Consider the following 15,415-nt stretch of genomic DNA (forward strand, 5'->3'; position numbering starts at 1 on the left):
CCTACCGTGTCCCGGACGCCTATGGGCAACTGGCCTGGCCTGCCCGGGAATTGACGCCGCTTCGTGGCGCTTTCTGATCGATCGGCTTTTCCCAGATCGAGATGTGTGCGGTGCTCTCGCTGGTGAAGGGCGCGCGGACCCAGTTCTCCCAGCGGTGGCGTAGGCGTAGACCGGCCAGCTGGGCCATCAGGTCCAGTTCTGACGGCCACACGTAGCGGAACGGGATGGAGCGGTGTTCGGCCGGGCCGTTGGCGATGGTGAAGTAGTGCGAACTCATCGCCTGGGTGACGACGTCATAGGTGTCGAACGCCCACCGGGTCGGGCTGACGTGGAACGGTACGGCCTGCTGACCCGGCGGCAGCCGACGCAGGTCCGGGACCCCCACCTCGACGACGAAGCAGCCACCGGGGCGCATATGGGCGGCGGCGTTGCGGAAGCAGGCGACCTGGGCTTCCTGGGTCGTCAGGTTGTTGATGGTGTTGAACACCAGGTAGACGACCGCGAACGTGCCCGCCACCCGTGTCGTCGCGAAGTCGCCGATCGTCACGCCGATGGTGTCGCCGCCCGGCTTGTCGCGCAGTCGGGCCACCATGGCCCGGGACATGTCGATGCCGTGCACCTGGATGCCGCGGCGGGCCAGCGGCAGCGCGATCCGGCCGGTGCCGACGCCGAGTTCGAGGGCCCGGCCGTCGCCGGCCAGCTCGGCCAGCACCTCGACCGCCGGGTCCACCGCGTCCGGGTGGAACATGTCCGCGGCCGACGCGTCGTAGGTGGCCGCGACGCGCTCACCGAAGTAGCCGTCCTCATCATGCATCCCGGGACCGTACCGCTCGTGGCACGGGCGGCGCGCGTGGTTTTCCAGCAGGACGAAACTCGCCGACTTCCGTGAGTTCAGGCCGGGTTCGTGAGCAGCGCGCGCTCCCAGTTCTGCGTGTCGGAGTACTCCCGCATGCTGACGAGCTTTCCGTCCCGGACGGTGAAGACACCGCTGTTCTTCTGGTTGTACGGCCTGCCGGTCCGGCCGGTGGCCCAGGAGTCCCACTCCACGAACACCTGCTCGCCTTCGCCGAAGAGGTTGGTGATGCGCAACCCGACCTCCTTCTCGGGGTCGAGATGGGCGAAGGCGGTTGCCAGGAATCCGTTGATGACCTGGTCCCGGCCCTGCCAGGTGCCCGAGATCGGCAGGTCGCCGCCGTACCAGCAACTGCCGTCCTGGGCCCAGGAGTTCCAGATCGCCTCCTGGTCGCCCGCGGCCAGCGCGTCGAAGTAGCGCCGCACGGCGGTCTTGGGCTCGATGCCGGTCATGGTGTGTTCCTGCCTTCCGCTGGCTTCGAGCGGCCGTTCCGCTCGACCTCAAGTCAAGCTGCGGGCGAAGCACCGGCCAAGAAGCGATCGGGGAAGGCAGCCATCACGAGATGTGATCGCTCGCGGTTGTCGGGCGACCGTCGCCTGGCAGGCGGGGAGGGAAAGGGGCCGCTCCGGCATCGAGCCTGCTGGTGTTGACTGCGGAGCGTGTGCGCGTCACCGCACTCTGTCGTTGGAGGGTCAGCCCTCCATGGCGTCCTCGTTGACCCCCTCGGCGAACTCCCACCACGCGAGTGGCAGCCAGTCGCCGTGTACGAAGGCGTCGACCGACGCTCCACGGCCGCGGATGGCGACCTTGGTGCCGGGCGGGTAGGTGGTGCCGGACAGGCCGGGGACCGGGACGATCAGGGTCCCGAAGCGTTGTGGCACTGCCAGAGCCTCCTTTGTGGCGCTACGCGGGAATCGGACATTTCACCTCAGAGTAGTTGAGTTGTCCGGTGCTGCGGCCCGGTGGAGCATGAGATGTAGGTCACGTGAGGCGAAGCGGCGCCGCCGCTGGGTGCCGCCCGGCAGCGCAGGGCGACGTCGACCGACGGCGTCGTTCGCCTCCGGGCAGTGCGCGGTACCTCGCTGATCGGAGGTGGGCAATGAGGGCTGTCGTCTACAAGGGGCCGTTCGAAGTGGCGGTGGAGCAGGCCCCGGATCCCCGGATCCAGCATCCGAACGATGTGATCGTGAAGGTGACGTCCACCGCGATCTGCGGCTCGGACCTGCACATGTACGAGGGCCGCACGGCCGCGGAGCCCGGCATCGTCTTCGGCCACGAGAACCTCGGCATCGTCGAAGAGGTCGGCGAGGGCGTCACGTCGCTGAAGCAGGGCGACCGGGTGGTCATGCCGTTCAACGTTGCCTGCGGCTTCTGCAAGAACTGCGTGTCCGGCTACACGGCCTTCTGCCTGACCGTGAACCCCGGCTTCGCCGGTGGTGCGTACGGCTATGTCGCGATGGGACCGTGGCCGGGCGGACAGGCCGAGTACCTGCGGGTTCCGTATGCCGACTTCAACTGCCTGAAGCTCCCGGCGGGAACCGAGCACGAAACAGACTTCATCCTGCTCGCGGACATCTTCCCGACCGGATACCACGGCAACGAGCTGGCCCAGGTCTCCCCGGGCGACAGCGTCGCGGTGTACGGCGGTGGCCCGGTCGGCCTGATGGCCGCCTACTCCGCCATCCTTCGCGGCGCGAAGAAGGTCTTCGTGGTGGACCGGGTGCGGGAGCGCCTGCAGAAGGCAGAGGAGATCGGCGCGATTCCCGTCAACTTCGCCGAAGGCAACCCCGTGGAGCAGATCAAGAACCAGACCGACGGCGAAGGCACGGACAAGGGCATCGACGCGGTCGGCTACCAGGCCCACGCGCGCACCGAGGACCGGGAGGAGCCGGCGACCGTACTGAACTCGCTGGTCGAGACGGTACGGGCGACCGGCGCGCTCGGCGTGCCGGGCCTGTATGTGCCGTCCGACCCCGGTGGTCCGGATGAGCAGGCGAAGCGCGGAATGCTGCTGGTGTCGATCGGCAGACTGTTTGAGAAGGGCCTTCGCATGGGCACCGGGCAGTGCAATGTGAAGCGCTACAACAGGCAGCTGCGCGACCTGATCATCGAGGGCCGCGCCAAGCCGGGCTTCGTCGTCTCGCACGAGCTGCCCCTGGACCAGGCGCCATCGGCGTACGAGAAGTTCGACAAGCGCGTGGAGGGCTACACCAAGGTCGTCCTGCATCCGCAACGGTGACTTCCCAGGACCATCGCCGGGCGGCCGTGCGCATGGCGCGCGTGACGGCCGGCGATGTCCGCCGTGATGTCGACGGCGTGGGCGTCGTCCTTGAGGTCCCGCTTGTCGTGGATGCCTACGCGTGGGCCGTCCCGGCTTCCAACTCCCCGATGGTGCGTTCCAGCCAGGCCCGGTCTGCCTTGCTGGTGGCGCTGGCGAGTTGGAGCATGCCGCGGCGGAAGCGGTCGGTCATGTCGCGGGCGCGCAGCGGTCGGCCCTCGTCGTAGAAGAAGCTGCCGGGCTCGTCCATGAAGGCGAGTCGGCGGCGCAGTACCCGCACCTGGTCGGCCGGGTCCGGGAGTTGGCCGAGGAAGGCGAGCAGGACGAAGAAGGAGTTGCGGTCGGTGATCTCGACGTCGGACGGCTCGCGCAGGCGGCGCAGCAGCTCGGCGCGGCCGGACTCGGTGAGGGTGAGCACCTGGCGCGGCGCGGCGCGTTCGCCGGGCTCGGTGTGGCGGGTGAGGTGGCCCGCGGCTTCCAGTCGCTTGATGGCGGGGTAGAGGGCGCCGTCGCTGACCGGGCGGACATGGCCGCTCAGACCGGAGATACGGGCACGCAGGTCATACGCATGCAGGGGCTCCTCGTAGAGGAATCCGAGGATGCAGAGCGTCAGCACCGGGCCTCCGGGGTCTGGTTCTTCGTGGCGGTCGGGGTGTCCAGGGTAGCCAGGTGAAATTGTGCCTCGAATCGAGTTACCTCTGTTAGAGTCATTGTCCATGACGACGGCAACCACGCGGTACTTCCGCACCCCTGATGGCATCCGGCTCGGCTACCTCGACCTCGGTGGCGCCGGGCACCCCGTCCTCGCGCTGCACGGCGCTTACGGGCGTGGGCGCTCGTTGCTCGGACTGGCCGAACACCTCGGTCCCGGATACCGGCTGATCGCGCTCGACCAGCGGGGCCACGGCCACTCCGACCATCCGGACGACTACGGGCGGGACGGCTACGTCGCCGACGCGGCAGCGCTCGTCGAACACCTCGGGCTCGGCCCCACCGCCGTCGTCGGGCACTCGCTGGGCGGCATCACCGGATACCAACTGGCCGCGCGGCGGCCCGAGTTGGTGTCGGCCGTGGTGGTCGTCGACTTCGCCGCGGAGTACCACAGCCAGATCGCCGACGACCGGCTGCGCGCGCTACCGACGCACTTCCCCAGCATGCGGGCGCTGCTGGACGCGCTTGCGTTCGTTGACGAGCCCCGGCACTTCACCGAGAGCGCGGTGGAGGAACCGGAAGGCTGGCGGTTCCTGTGGCGGGCGGACGAGGTGCACGCGGCCAAGGCCGCCATCCGCGGCGACTGGTGGGATGACTTCACCGCCGTCAAGCAGCCAATGATGGTGGTGAGGGGCGACCGCAGTCCCGCCGTCCCGGCCGAGCACGCGGCGCAGATGGTGCGCCGCCGACCGGGCACAGAGGTGGTGACGATCGACGGCCACCATGACTTCTACATCACTCACACCGCGGAACTGGGCGCGGTGGTACGGGAGTTCCTGGACCGTGCGGTGCGGTTCCTCCCGGACGCCGTTCGGGGCGCGTGACCGGGTGCGGCCCCCGCTACGAGCGGCGGCGGGGCTTGCCGCCCTTGACGCCGCCCGAACCCCTGCGCGGGTTCTTGCCGGCCGCGGGCTTGTGCCGCGTGCCGGTGCCGGTTTCGGGGCGCTTCTTCTTCTGCGGTTCCGGGGCCGCCGGGCGGCGCCCCCGCGTGCTGTTGACCGTGCGGCCGCGGACGATCCCGATGAAGTCCTCCACCATGTCGGTGGTCGCGTCCTCGCGCCACGACAGCGCGACCCGTGACTGCGGAGCGTCCGTCACCGGGCGGTAGGTCAGGTCCTTGCGGTGGTGCAGCCGGGCGAGGGACTGCGGGACGACGAGCAGTCCCACCCCCGCCGCCACCAGCTCGACGGCGTCCGCAGTCGTCGCCGGGCGCTCGATCGCGGGCCGTCCCGGCCGGACATCCCACTCCAGGATCTCGTCCAGCGGATGGAACACGACGTCGTCGGCCAGGTCCGCGGGGGACACCTCGTCCGCCGCGGACACGATGTGGTCCTTCGGGATCACGACCACCGTCGTCTCGGTGTAGAGCGGGATGGCACTCAGGTCCGTCCGGTCGAACGGCAACCGTACGAAGCCCGCGTCGGCGTCACGGCGGCGCAGCATGTCGGGTGCCTCGGCGGCGGTCGCCTGGATGAGGTCAAGTGGGATGTCGGGCAGCCGCTCGTGCCAGATCCGGACCCACTTGCCGGGGATCACGCCCGGTACGTACGCCAGCCGGAACGAGGGGGGTACTTCCGAGCCTGTCACATGGCCAGGTTACCGGGCGTGGTCGGAGCCGGTGCACGCGCTCGATATCCTTGGGGGCATGACGTCGCGCAACAGCACCCAGACCATGAAGCCCGCCACGGCGGCGAAGAAGCTGGGTGTGTACCTCGAAGCCACCCCCGCGGAGTTCCGGGAGGGTGCCGTCTCGCGCGACGAACTCAACGCCCTGCAGGCCGACCCGCCCGAGTGGCTGCGGGAGCTGCGCCGCAACGGCCCGCACCCCCGGCCGGAGGTCGCGGCCAGGCTCGGCGTCTCCATCTCGGGCCTGGCCCGCGGTGGCATCACCGAGCCGCTCACCACGGAGCAGATCGACGCGCTGAAACGGGACCTGCCCGAGTGGCTGCGCAAGGAGCGCGCCACCCAGGCCGAGGTCCGCAAGGAAGCGGCGCGGATCAAGGACAAGCAGCAGGCGAAGGACGCGGAGCGGGGCGAACAGCCCCGGCGGCCGGGTTCCTGACCGCGACGGGGCGTGGTTCGTCCCGGGGCCCACGGCGCCGAAGCAGTCGTCCGCCGAGGCTCATGGCGTCCGCAGCCTGTCGGCCCGTCAACTTCCTTGCCGGGCCGCTGACTTCGGGGTTGCCCGTCGACGGTCATGGGACGTCGTACACGGCAACCGCGCACCTCGGTCCCACCGAACACGTCGAGGAGGAAGCCCAGCCACGTGGCCGCCGTATCCCACCGCCGTCCCACCGCCCCCGAGTGGCTTCGCCACCCGCTGAACGTCCCACGCGGGCCCGTTCCGTACGGTGCCGTCGTACGTGGTGCGCTCACCACCGGACCCCTGCTGGCGGTCGGAGTCGCCACCCAGCATGTCGCATGGGGTGTGCTGGCCGCGCTGGGTGCGCTGTTCGCCACGGTCAACGACCGTCCTGGTACCCGCCGTACCAGGATGGTGCGCATCGGCGTCCCTGCCTGCGCGGGCGCGCTGGGGACCCTGCTCGGTGTACTGATCGCCGTCCTGGTTCCGGCCGGGGGAGTCGCGGATGCCGTGTGGCTGGTGCCGGTGCTGGCGGTCGCGGGGTATCTGTCCGGGGCGGCCAGTGCCGTCGGCCCGATCACATCCGCCGCCAGCCTGCAGTTCCTGGTCACGCTGCTGATCGGTGTCGGCCTGCCGCACCACGGTCCCGTGTGGCTCGGTCCCGTACTCGTCGCCGTCGGCGCGTTGTGGCAACTGCTGGTGGTCTGCGTCACCCTGCCCGAGCCGCACGCCGAGGAGCGGGAGGCCGTCGCCTCGGTGTACGACGCGCTCGGCGCCGTACTGACCGCGGCCGGTACCGGCCGCGGTCAGGTCGCACGCCGTAGGCTCACCGCCGCCTTCGACACCGCCCACGCGGCGCTGGACCACCACCGCGGCATCCGGCGCATCGGCCAGGTCTCCGCCGCCGAGCGGCGCCTGCGGGCGCAGCTGTCCGTGGCGACCACCCTGGGCGAGGCGGCCGTCACCCTGCTGTGGGAGGGCAGGCCGCTGCCCGCCGCGACCCTCGACGCCCCCGCGCGGCTGGCCCGTGCCGTACGCGAGGCGGCTCCCTGCGGGCCGATCGCCACGCCGCACGCCGACACTCCGGGCCGCCGCGCACTCCACCGGGCGCTGCTGAGCGCCGCCGAGGCGTTCGACGCACCCGCCTGGCCGGTACCGGGGCCGCGCGACCGCTCCGCGCTGCGGCGGGCGTTCGGCCCGCTCGGCCGTGAGTACGGGCTCAGGGTGGCGTTGTGCGTGGGTGCCTGCGCCGCCGTCGCCGAAGTCCTGCGGCCCGCCCAGTGGTACTGGCTGCCGGTCACCGCTGCCTTTCTGGCCAAGCCGGACCTGGGGCCGCTGTTCTCCCGCGCGGTCAGCCGGGTGCTGGGAACCGTCCTCGGTGTCGTGGTCTTCACCGTGCTGGAGGCGGTCCTGCCGGGAAGCGCCGGTGCGGTGGCCGCCGCGGCGCTGGGTGGGGCGCTGATCCCCGTCGCCGCCCGGCACTTCGCCTTCCAGACCGCCGCGCTGACCAGCATCGTGCTGGCGCTCGCCGTGGTCAGCGGCACACACGGGGCGTCGGGCACCCGGCTGGTGGACACCGTGCTCGCCTGCGCGATCGCGCTGATCGTGGGACACCTGCCGCGGATCGGCGGTCGCCGTGAGACGGTCCACGAACACTGGGCGGCGGCACTGCGCGCCGCCGAGGCGTACTTCGCACACGTCGTCGGCGCTCCGGGCGAGGAGCACGACGAACGGGCACGGTTGCGTCGAGCCGCGTACCGGGCGCTGGCCGAAGCCCGTAGGACCGTCGTGCAGGCAGCGGCCGAGCTGCCACCCGCTGGCGTGGCGAGCGCCCAGTGGGCTCCCGCGCTGGCGGCCGTCGAGCGGCTGGTCGACGCCACCACCGCCTGCGCGGTACGGCTGGAGCACGGGCGGCGTCCACTGCCCGCCGACGACACCCGCCGCCTCGCGGACGCCCTGGCCCGGCTGGCCGCGGACGCGTCGGCCCGCCGCCCCACCCGCCGGGTCGCCCTGCCCACCGCGGCCGAACTGGGCACGCGCTGCGCCAGCCTCGCGGACGTCGCGGAACAGCTGCACGTGCTGCGGAACGTGTCCGTCGCGGCGTGAGGCCGGGCGCGTGAGCGCACGGAGAGTGTGCGCACGGACACGCGAAGCCGCTGGCGATTTGACAGCAGAAGGTACCTTTGTCCACGGACCGGCGCGCCTGCCAGGAACTGCCCTGTACCGCGCTCCCGGGGATCACCGCAACACCGTTCAGCTGAGCATAGGGACTTTTCCTTGCCCAAGAAGATCACCCTCGACCGCGCCGACGGACCCGACCGCCACATAGCCCGGGGCGCTGACGCGACCGGCAACCGGACCGTTCGCGTGGGCGTCCTCGTCACCGCGCTGCTCACGGCGTGCGTCGCCTTCCAGCTCAACGCGAGCATGCTCAGCCCCGCGCTCAGGAGCATCCAGAGCAGTCTGCACGCCACCGCCGCCGAGGTCGGGCTCACCCAGACCGCGTTCTTCACCTCGGCCGCGCTGTTCTCGCTGTTCCTGCCGCGGCTCGGTGATGTGATCGGCCGCCGCAAGGTGCTGGTCGGGATGCTGGCGCTGATGGCGGTCGGATGTGTTGTGGCGGCGCTGGCGACGAGCGTCCCGATGCTGTTCGCCGGCCGGATCCTGCAAGGCGCGTCCGGGCCCGCGGTGCCGCTGTGCCTGATCATGCTGCGGGTCGAGGTCACCGAGCCGAAGCGGTACGGCACCCTGCTCGGTGTGCTCACCGCGGTCAACGGAGGTGTCGCCGGTGTCGACTCCCTCGCTGGTGGGTTCCTCGCGGACAAGCACGGCTTCCAGGCGGTCTTCTGGGCGATGGCCGCGGTGGCGGCGATCGCCACCGTCATGGCGGCCACCATGACGCCGGAGAGCAAGGTCGCCAACGCGAAGCGGATGGACTGGCCGGGCGTCGGCCTGCTGGTGGTGTCCGTCGGCTCGCTGCTCATCGCGCTGAACGAGGCCGGAAAGCTGGCGGCGGCCAACTGGTCCCTCGTCGCCGGGCTCACGGTCATCGCCGCGATCTCCTTCGGCCTGTTCTGGCGGACCGAGGCGCGCGGTTCGCACCCGCTGGTCGCCACCCGGCACCTGAAGGTGCGTTCCACCTGGGCGATCCTGCTGACCACCGTGCTCACCATGACCGGTGTGTTCGCCGTCATGAACGGGCTGATCCCCGCCTTCGCGCAGGACGCGAAGGCAGGTCTCGGTATGACCGCCGAGCAGTCGGCGTGGTGGACGCTCACCCCGTACGCGCTGGCCGGTCTGGCCATGGGACCGCTCGCCGGTCGGCTCGCCGCGACCTTCGGCTACGGGCGGGTACTGCGGCTGGGCCTGGTCGGCGCCGTGGCGTCGATCGTCCTGATGATCGTCACGCTCCCCGCCCACTCGCACGTGATGCTGCTGGCGGGCTCGCTGCTGGTGGGCATCACCTACGCCGGTGTGGCCAACATCGTGCTCAACGGACTCGGCATCGTGCTCTCCCCGAGCGAGAACCCCGGCTTCCTGCCCGGCCTCAACGCGGGCGCGTTCAACCTCGGCGCGGGCCTCAGCTTCGCGGTGCTGTACGCGGTGAACACGGCCGTCATGCCCAGTGACCCGACATCGTCCGCCGGTTACACCGCCAGCATGATCGCCGGCGTCGTCATCCTCGCCGCGGCCATCGCCACGTCGTTCCTGATCCCGAAGCCGACCGCCGCGGAGGCGGACAGCTGAGGGACGTAGCACCCGAGCGAGCAGGGCCCCGGTCTGATGACCGGGGCCCTGCCGCGTGTTCCAGGGGGAGTTGGAGGCCCGAAGGCAACCAGAGCCTCAAGGCGGTCAGTTGACGGCGTGGTCCGCGTGATGGAACGCGAGGCCGACGGCTGACGGGATGCGGTGTCACGGCGTGACTTCCTGGCCGAACTCGCCGAGTTCTTCGCTCGTCGGCTTCCCCCGCAGAAGCGGCGCTGGTACCGCCCCTTCTCCTGACCGGCGAAGAGGCGAAGGCGCGGCGCCGCCGCTTCCCCAACGTGTCGTCCCGACAGGCGACGCCGGACTGATCGTCGGGCACGCGACAGCCGCGCTGGCCGGAGGGGTTTCGTGGTGGCCAGCGCCGCTGTCGTCGGGTCACTGGTTCTTCAACGTCTCCGCCATGTACGGTGCGCAGGCAGGCGTCTGAAGGCCGTCGGCCGACACCCACCAACCGTTCGGGACGGGGGAGTTGGCACAGGTGGTGATGCCGTTGTAGGGCAGGTTCAGCCGCCCACCGAGGTACATGCCGCAGCTGTTGACCTGGCTGTTGGCGGTGATGACATAGCCGGGTGGTACCGGCGAGTTGCCGCAGAAGGCGATGCCGTCGTAGACGGTGTTGATCCGTTCGCCCTGGTAGATTCCGCAACCGCTGTTCTGGAAGTTCGCGGTGATCACATAGCCCGAGGGAATGGGGCTGTTGCCGCACATCTGGATCCCGTTGTAGGCGGCGTTGATCGTCTCGCCGTACCACTGGGCGCAGGTGCCGTCCGGGCCTTCGTTGGTGATCACATAACCGTTGGGGATGGACCCGTTGTAGTTGCCGCACATGCGGATGCCGTTGCGGACCGTGTTGAGCCGCCCGGTCTGGTAGGGCCCGCAACTGTTGGTGGTGTACAGCGAGGTGAAGACATAGCCGGTCGGGACCGGCGAGTTGCCGCAGACCTGGATCCCGTCGTACGGCGGTTGGACCGTCTCGGTGAGGTAGCCGCCGGTACAACTGGCCGTCAGCGTCTCGGAAGTGATGACCTGCCCCGGCGGCACCGGTCTGTCACCGCAGACCGTGGCCGCCTGTGCGCCGCCCGCGCAGAACACCACGCCACCGGCGACCAGTGCCAGCGCCGACAGCAGGCGGGCCAGCCACATGCCCATTGACTTCATGTGCTCCCCCTTTCTCGGACGTACGAGTGCCGCCGAACGACGCTAGCGGGGGCAGGCCGCCTGGCGGCGCCACCAGTTCGGGGGGCTTGCGCGGTCAGCAACCGTCCAGTCCGTCCTCGCGCACCCGCCGCGCCAGGTCGGTCTTGGTGTACGTGGGCCGACCCGCCTGCTGGTACTTGGCCTTGACCCGGTCCAGGTAGTCCTTCGCCGTGTTCACGGTGATACCGGCGCGCCGCGCCGCCGACTTGAGCGTCATGCCCGAGGCGTAGTCGAGCAGGACCTGGAGTTCCCTGGGCGAAAGCCGGGGCCGGGCCGGGTCGTCGTCGTGCGCGCAGGCGAAGGCCATTTCGGGGGAGTGCGCGGTACCGCCCGCCGCGATCTCCTCGATCGCCGCGACCAGCGTCGGCAGGTCGTTGTCCTTGGTCAGATAGCCGTCGGCGCCCGCCGCGACGGCGGACACGATCCGGGAGCGGTCCGGCACCGTACTGATCACCAACACCCGGCTTCCGGCCGCCCGCAGTCGGCGGATGTTCTGCGCCGGTACCGAGCCGTCCCGTAGCACCAGGTCGAGCAGCACAACGTCCACGGCCCCGCATGTGGTCGCCAGGAACTCGGCCACCGTGGCGGTCGAAGCCACCAGCCGCAGCCCCGGCACGTCGCGCAGCCAGGACCGCATGCCGTCGAGCAGCATGCGGTCGTCGTCCACCACACCGACCGTGATCACTCGGGCCACCGCAGTTCCACGACGGCGCCCTCGCCGGGACGGCTGTCCACCACCGCCCGGCCGCCGACCTCGGCCAGCCGGGCGTGCACCGAGCGGCGCAGGCCGAGCCCCCGGGTCACCCGGTCGGGCACGAACCCGCGGCCCCGGTCCACGACCGTGACCACCAGCCGGTCGCCGACCCCGGTGGCGGTCAGATAGGCGCGTCCGGTGCCCGCGTGTATTCGGACGTTGTTGAGCGCCTCGGTGACGGCGTCGGCGACGGCCGCGGCGACCTCGGCGGGCGCCTCGGGCAGGTTGTGGTACTGCGTGATGACGCGCAGGCCGAGGCTCTCGGCGGAGCGGACGGCGCGCTCAAGGGCCGCGCCGAGCTCCGGGCGGTACTCCTCGTCGGCTGTGCGCTGGATCAGGCGGCGCAGATACGCGGCTTCGCGCCCACAACGCTCCCTGACCTGCGGGGAGTTGGCGTCCACACCACCGGCGATAGCGGTCAGCGTGGCCAGCACGGTGTCGTGCAGCGCCCGGTAGTGGTCGATGCGCTCGGCGTACCGGGCCTTCTGCGCCTCGGCGGCGAGCGCCCGGGCGCTGGCGGCGTCCAGCAGTCGGCCCTGGCGGTTGAGATACCACCAGAACACCCAGGCCATGATCGCCGACGAGGCGAGCGAGATGAGATGGCCGTCGAGGGCCACGGCGCTCGCACCGACCGTCCGGCACACCGCGACATGAGTCGCCGTCAGGACCACCACGGCTCCGGCCAACGCGATCCGCCCGAAGGCGACCGCCGCCGCCGATGCCGCCGACGTACCCAGCAACATCACCCACCCGTCCGCCGCGGGCACCAGCGGTCCACCCCACTCCAAGGCCACGAAGGGCAGCACGCACCCGCTGACCACGACATCCGCCCACACCGCCCAACCGGAGAACACCCCCCGAGCCAGCGCCCCACCCCACACCCACACACTGCACCCCACCGCCGCCAACAACACCAACCACGCCACCGGTAGCCCAGGTCGATGCTGGACGACGGCGAACAGGCCGATCACCAGATGGCTCGCCCGATAGAGCATCGTGGCCAGGATCATGAACGATCTCGCCCGTTGCAGGCCCGAGCCCACGTTCACTGCGCTTCCCCCTTGTACGGCTCGTAAGGAGCGGCTTCCCCCAATCCGTAGCGTCGGCCTCGACGTTGCGGAACTCCCCGCGGACTGCCGCTTCAGGCCCGTCGGCGTCGGGCCCGCCGGTCCTGATGTTGACCATGAAGCCGATCCGACGGTTGTACGGCTGCGGGGACGGAGCCGTGGAGCAGGGCTCCGTCCCGCCATCCTTACGAGCCCATTCGTAACGAACTTGTTCGTAGCGAACATGTTCGTTACGGTGGGCTCAGACCTTCACATCCTGATCGACGTCGCACCGCGGCCCCCGAGACCCGCCACCCCCGAAACCCGCAGAGGTGACCCATGCCCACTCACCACCCGATAGCCATCGTCGGCGCCGGACTCGGCGGCCTGACGCTCGCCCGTGTACTGCACGTCAACGGGATCGAGGCCGTCGTCTACGACCTGGACGCCTCACCCACCGCCCGTACCCAGGGCGGGATGCTCGACATCCACGAGGACTCCGGCCAGATCGCACTGCGCGCCGCCGGACTGTACGAGCAGTTCCGCGCGCTCATCCACCCCGGCGGGGAGGCCGTCCGCGTCCTCGACCGGCATGCCACCGTCCACATGGCACAGGACGAGGAGCACGGGCGGCCCGAGGTCGACCGCGGTCAGTTGCGGGACCTGCTGCTCGGTGCGCTGCCCGACGGCACCGTGCGCTGGGGCGCGAAGGTCACCGGCGCGCGCCCGCTCGGCGCCGGGCGGCACGAGGTGACGCTCGCCGACGGCGCCACCTTCACCACCGGTCTGCTGGTCGGCGCGGACGGCGCCTGGTCGCGGATCCGCCCGCTGGTCTCCGACGCCACTCCCGCCTACACCGGTGTGACCATGGTCGAGGTGGACCTGCTGGACGCCGACGCCCGCCATCCGCAGAGCGCGGCGGTGGTCGGCGGTGGCATGCTGTTCGCGCTCGGCACGGGCAGGGGCTTCCTCGGGCACCGCGAGGCTGACGGCAGCCTGCACATCTACGCCGTGATCAAGGTCGCGGAGGACTGGGCGTCCGGCGTCGACTTCACCGACACCGCCGCCGCCAAGGCCGCCGTGCTGGAGCACTTCGCCGACTGGCACGACAGCCTGCGGGCGCTCGTCGTCGACGCGGACGGCTCGCTGGTGCCACGGCCCATCCACGCCCTGCCGGTCGGCCACCGCTGGAACCGGGTGCCCGGTGTGACCCTGCTCGGCGACGCCGCCCATGTGATGTCGCCGTTCGCCGGGGAGGGCGCCAACCTGGCCATGCTCGACGGAGCCGAACTCGGGCGGGCCCTCGCCGCCCATCCCGCCGACGTCGAAGCCGCGCTCGCCGTCTACGAGTCGGCCCTCTTCCCGCGCGCCGAGGTCTCCGCTAAGGCCTCCGCCGACAATCTCGTCACCTGCTTCAGGGACGACGCGCCCCAGGGCCTGTTGGACCAGTTCGCGGAGCACGCCAACTGAACGGCCCGCGAGTACTCCGGTGATCGTCTCACCCCGGCCCGTCGGTCGGGGTGACCGCGTCCAGGAAGCGGGCGCGGGCCTGCCGCCAGGGGGTCGGGGTGACGATCAGGGAGCGCAGGTCACGTAGCTGCCGGGGCGGGAGATTGACGGCCAGCACTCCCGTGGCCAGGCCCGCGCGGCCGTGCAGGGCGGCCAGTCGGGGAAACTCGTCGCCCTGCACGGCCAGTTCGACGCTGTCGGTGTCGGCGAGCAGCCCGTAGCCCTGGATCCTCAGGTCGTACTGGTCGGACCAGAAGTAGGGGACGGGGGAGAAGGGCTGACGCGGCTGGCCGCGCAGTTCGGCCAGCAGGTTGCGGGCGGCGGCCAGCGCCTGCTCCGTGGCGTTCGTGCGGTGCTCGACGCGTATCGCGCGCCCGTACACCGGATGGTGCCAGCGCGCCACATCGCCCGCGGCGTAGATCCCCGGAGCCGCCGCGCAGTACTCGTCGCAGAGCAGCCCTTCCGAGGTGTCCCAGGAGCCCGGCAGCCACTCGGTGTTGGGCCTCGCCCCCACCGCGAGCAGCACGCAGTCGGCGGCCAACCGGTTGCCGTCGTCCAGCCGGAGCCCGGTGAGCCGGCCACGTGCCGAATCGAACTCGACGGACTTCGAGGCGAGTTGGCGGACACCGTGCGTACGGTGGTAACGGGCGAGCAGGGCGGCGGCCTCGTCGCCGAGCAGCCGTGACATCGGTAGCGGTGTACGGCCGATCAACGTCACCTCTACGCCCAGTTCACGGGCGACGGCCGCGGCCTCGGTACCCAGTACGCCGTTCCCGACGATCCCCAGGTGCTCCGCCGCGCGCAGCAGGGTGCGCAGGGCGTGGGCGTCGTCCAGGGTGCGCAGGGTGTGTACGCCGGTAAGGCCCTCGGCGCCGGGCAGGGTTCTGGCGCGGCCACCGGTGGCCACGATCACTCCCGCGCAGCGCAGCCGTTCACCGGTGTGCAGCGTGAGGGTGCGGTCCGTCGGGTCCAGTGCGGTGGCCAGGGTGGCCAGGCGCAGATCGAGGCCGAGCCGGTCCAACTGCTCGGCGTCGCGCAGCCGTAGCCGCTCCTGCGTCCAGGCGCCGCTGAGGAACCGCTTGGACAACGGCGGCCGGTCGTACGGCACATGGGATTCCGCGCCGATCAGGGTCAGTTCGCCGTCCCACCCGAACCGGCGCAGGGCCTCGGCGGCGGCCACTCCCGCCGCCGACGCCCCCACAACGGCGATCCTCATGCG

Annotated in this window: 15 protein-coding genes; 6 read left to right on the plus strand and 9 right to left on the minus strand. The window is 71.0% G+C overall.

Annotated elements, in window-relative coordinates:
* Positions 1-19: 19 nt before the first annotated feature.
* The 3 genes from O5O46_RS22885 to O5O46_RS22895 all read right to left on the minus strand — a co-directional run bounded on the left by O5O46_RS22885 (position 20) and on the right by O5O46_RS22895 (position 1,734).
* Positions 20-814 carry a class I SAM-dependent DNA methyltransferase gene (locus O5O46_RS22885; RefSeq protein WP_269857417.1) on the minus strand — a complete coding sequence of 265 codons (795 nt, stop codon included), beginning with the start codon at positions 812-814 and terminating at the stop codon, positions 20-22.
* Positions 815-891: 77 nt separating this feature from the next.
* On the minus strand, positions 892-1,305 hold the full coding sequence (locus O5O46_RS22890) for a nuclear transport factor 2 family protein (RefSeq protein WP_269857418.1): 414 nt from the start codon (positions 1,303-1,305) through the stop codon (positions 892-894).
* A 240-nt stretch (positions 1,306-1,545) separates the two neighbouring features.
* The gene (locus tag O5O46_RS22895) at positions 1,546-1,734 is read right to left on the minus strand and encodes a hypothetical protein (RefSeq protein WP_269857419.1); all 189 of its coding nucleotides are present in this window, start codon (positions 1,732-1,734) and stop codon (positions 1,546-1,548) included.
* Positions 1,735-1,952: 218 nt separating this feature from the next.
* Here O5O46_RS22895 and O5O46_RS22900 point away from each other — a divergent pair, with 218 nt between their 5' ends.
* Positions 1,953-3,092, plus strand: coding sequence for a glutathione-independent formaldehyde dehydrogenase (locus O5O46_RS22900; RefSeq protein ID WP_269857420.1), 1,140 nt, complete (start codon positions 1,953-1,955; stop codon positions 3,090-3,092).
* 115 nt (positions 3,093-3,207) lie between these two features.
* Here the strand turns inward: O5O46_RS22900 and O5O46_RS22905 are convergent, their stop codons facing one another.
* A complete protein-coding gene (locus O5O46_RS22905; protein WP_269857421.1) occupies positions 3,208-3,747 on the minus strand; it encodes a PadR family transcriptional regulator in 540 nt (179 codons plus the stop codon).
* 100 nt (positions 3,748-3,847) lie between these two features.
* Between O5O46_RS22905 and O5O46_RS22910 the strand changes: the two genes are divergently transcribed.
* Positions 3,848-4,666, plus strand: coding sequence for an alpha/beta fold hydrolase (locus O5O46_RS22910; RefSeq protein WP_269857422.1), 819 nt, complete (start codon positions 3,848-3,850; stop codon positions 4,664-4,666).
* A gap of 16 nt (positions 4,667-4,682) precedes the next feature.
* On the opposite strand, the gene O5O46_RS22915 is transcribed toward O5O46_RS22910, so the two are convergent.
* Positions 4,683-5,429, minus strand: a complete 747-nt coding sequence (locus O5O46_RS22915; protein WP_269857423.1) for a LysR family substrate-binding domain-containing protein — start codon at positions 5,427-5,429, stop codon at positions 4,683-4,685.
* Between the two features lie 58 nt (positions 5,430-5,487).
* Here O5O46_RS22915 and O5O46_RS22920 point away from each other — a divergent pair, with 58 nt between their 5' ends.
* The 3 genes from O5O46_RS22920 (at position 5,488) to uriT (ending at position 9,672) form a co-directional block, all read left to right on the plus strand.
* Positions 5,488-5,904 (plus strand): DUF5997 family protein, encoded by a 417-nt coding sequence (locus O5O46_RS22920; RefSeq protein ID WP_269857424.1) that lies wholly within the window; start codon positions 5,488-5,490, stop codon positions 5,902-5,904.
* A 204-nt stretch (positions 5,905-6,108) separates the two neighbouring features.
* Positions 6,109-8,031: an FUSC family protein gene (locus O5O46_RS22925; RefSeq protein ID WP_269857425.1), complete on the plus strand. Its 1,923-nt coding sequence runs from the start codon at positions 6,109-6,111 to the stop codon at positions 8,029-8,031.
* A gap of 219 nt (positions 8,032-8,250) precedes the next feature.
* Positions 8,251-9,672 carry a uridine transporter UriT gene (uriT, locus tag O5O46_RS22930; RefSeq protein ID WP_269857503.1) on the plus strand — a complete coding sequence of 474 codons (1,422 nt, stop codon included), beginning with the start codon at positions 8,251-8,253 and terminating at the stop codon, positions 9,670-9,672.
* Between the two features lie 393 nt (positions 9,673-10,065).
* On the opposite strand, the gene O5O46_RS22935 is transcribed toward uriT, so the two are convergent.
* The 3 genes from O5O46_RS22935 to O5O46_RS22945 form a co-directional block, all read right to left on the minus strand.
* Positions 10,066-10,848, minus strand: a complete 783-nt coding sequence (locus tag O5O46_RS22935) for a hypothetical protein (RefSeq protein WP_269857426.1) — start codon at positions 10,846-10,848, stop codon at positions 10,066-10,068.
* A gap of 94 nt (positions 10,849-10,942) precedes the next feature.
* Positions 10,943-11,581, minus strand: coding sequence for a response regulator (locus tag O5O46_RS22940; RefSeq protein WP_269857427.1), 639 nt, complete (start codon positions 11,579-11,581; stop codon positions 10,943-10,945).
* The gene (locus O5O46_RS22945) at positions 11,569-12,690 is read right to left on the minus strand and encodes a sensor histidine kinase (protein ID WP_269857428.1); all 1,122 of its coding nucleotides are present in this window, start codon (positions 12,688-12,690) and stop codon (positions 11,569-11,571) included. Before O5O46_RS22945 ends, O5O46_RS22940 begins: the two co-directional genes overlap by 13 nt.
* A gap of 336 nt (positions 12,691-13,026) precedes the next feature.
* Between O5O46_RS22945 and O5O46_RS22950 the strand changes: the two genes are divergently transcribed.
* Positions 13,027-14,157 (plus strand): FAD-dependent oxidoreductase, encoded by a 1,131-nt coding sequence (locus O5O46_RS22950; protein WP_269857429.1) that lies wholly within the window; start codon positions 13,027-13,029, stop codon positions 14,155-14,157.
* Between the two features lie 28 nt (positions 14,158-14,185).
* On the opposite strand, the gene O5O46_RS22955 is transcribed toward O5O46_RS22950, so the two are convergent.
* Entirely contained in the window at positions 14,186-15,412 is a 1,227-nt protein-coding gene (locus O5O46_RS22955; RefSeq protein ID WP_269857430.1) for an NAD(P)/FAD-dependent oxidoreductase, read from the minus strand.
* Positions 15,413-15,415: the final 3 nt, after the last annotated feature.

The sequence above is a fragment of the Streptomyces sp. RPT161 genome, from assembly GCF_027533845.1.
In the GTDB taxonomy this organism is placed as follows: Bacteria; Actinomycetota; Actinomycetes; order Streptomycetales; family Streptomycetaceae; genus Streptantibioticus_A; species Streptantibioticus_A silvisoli_A.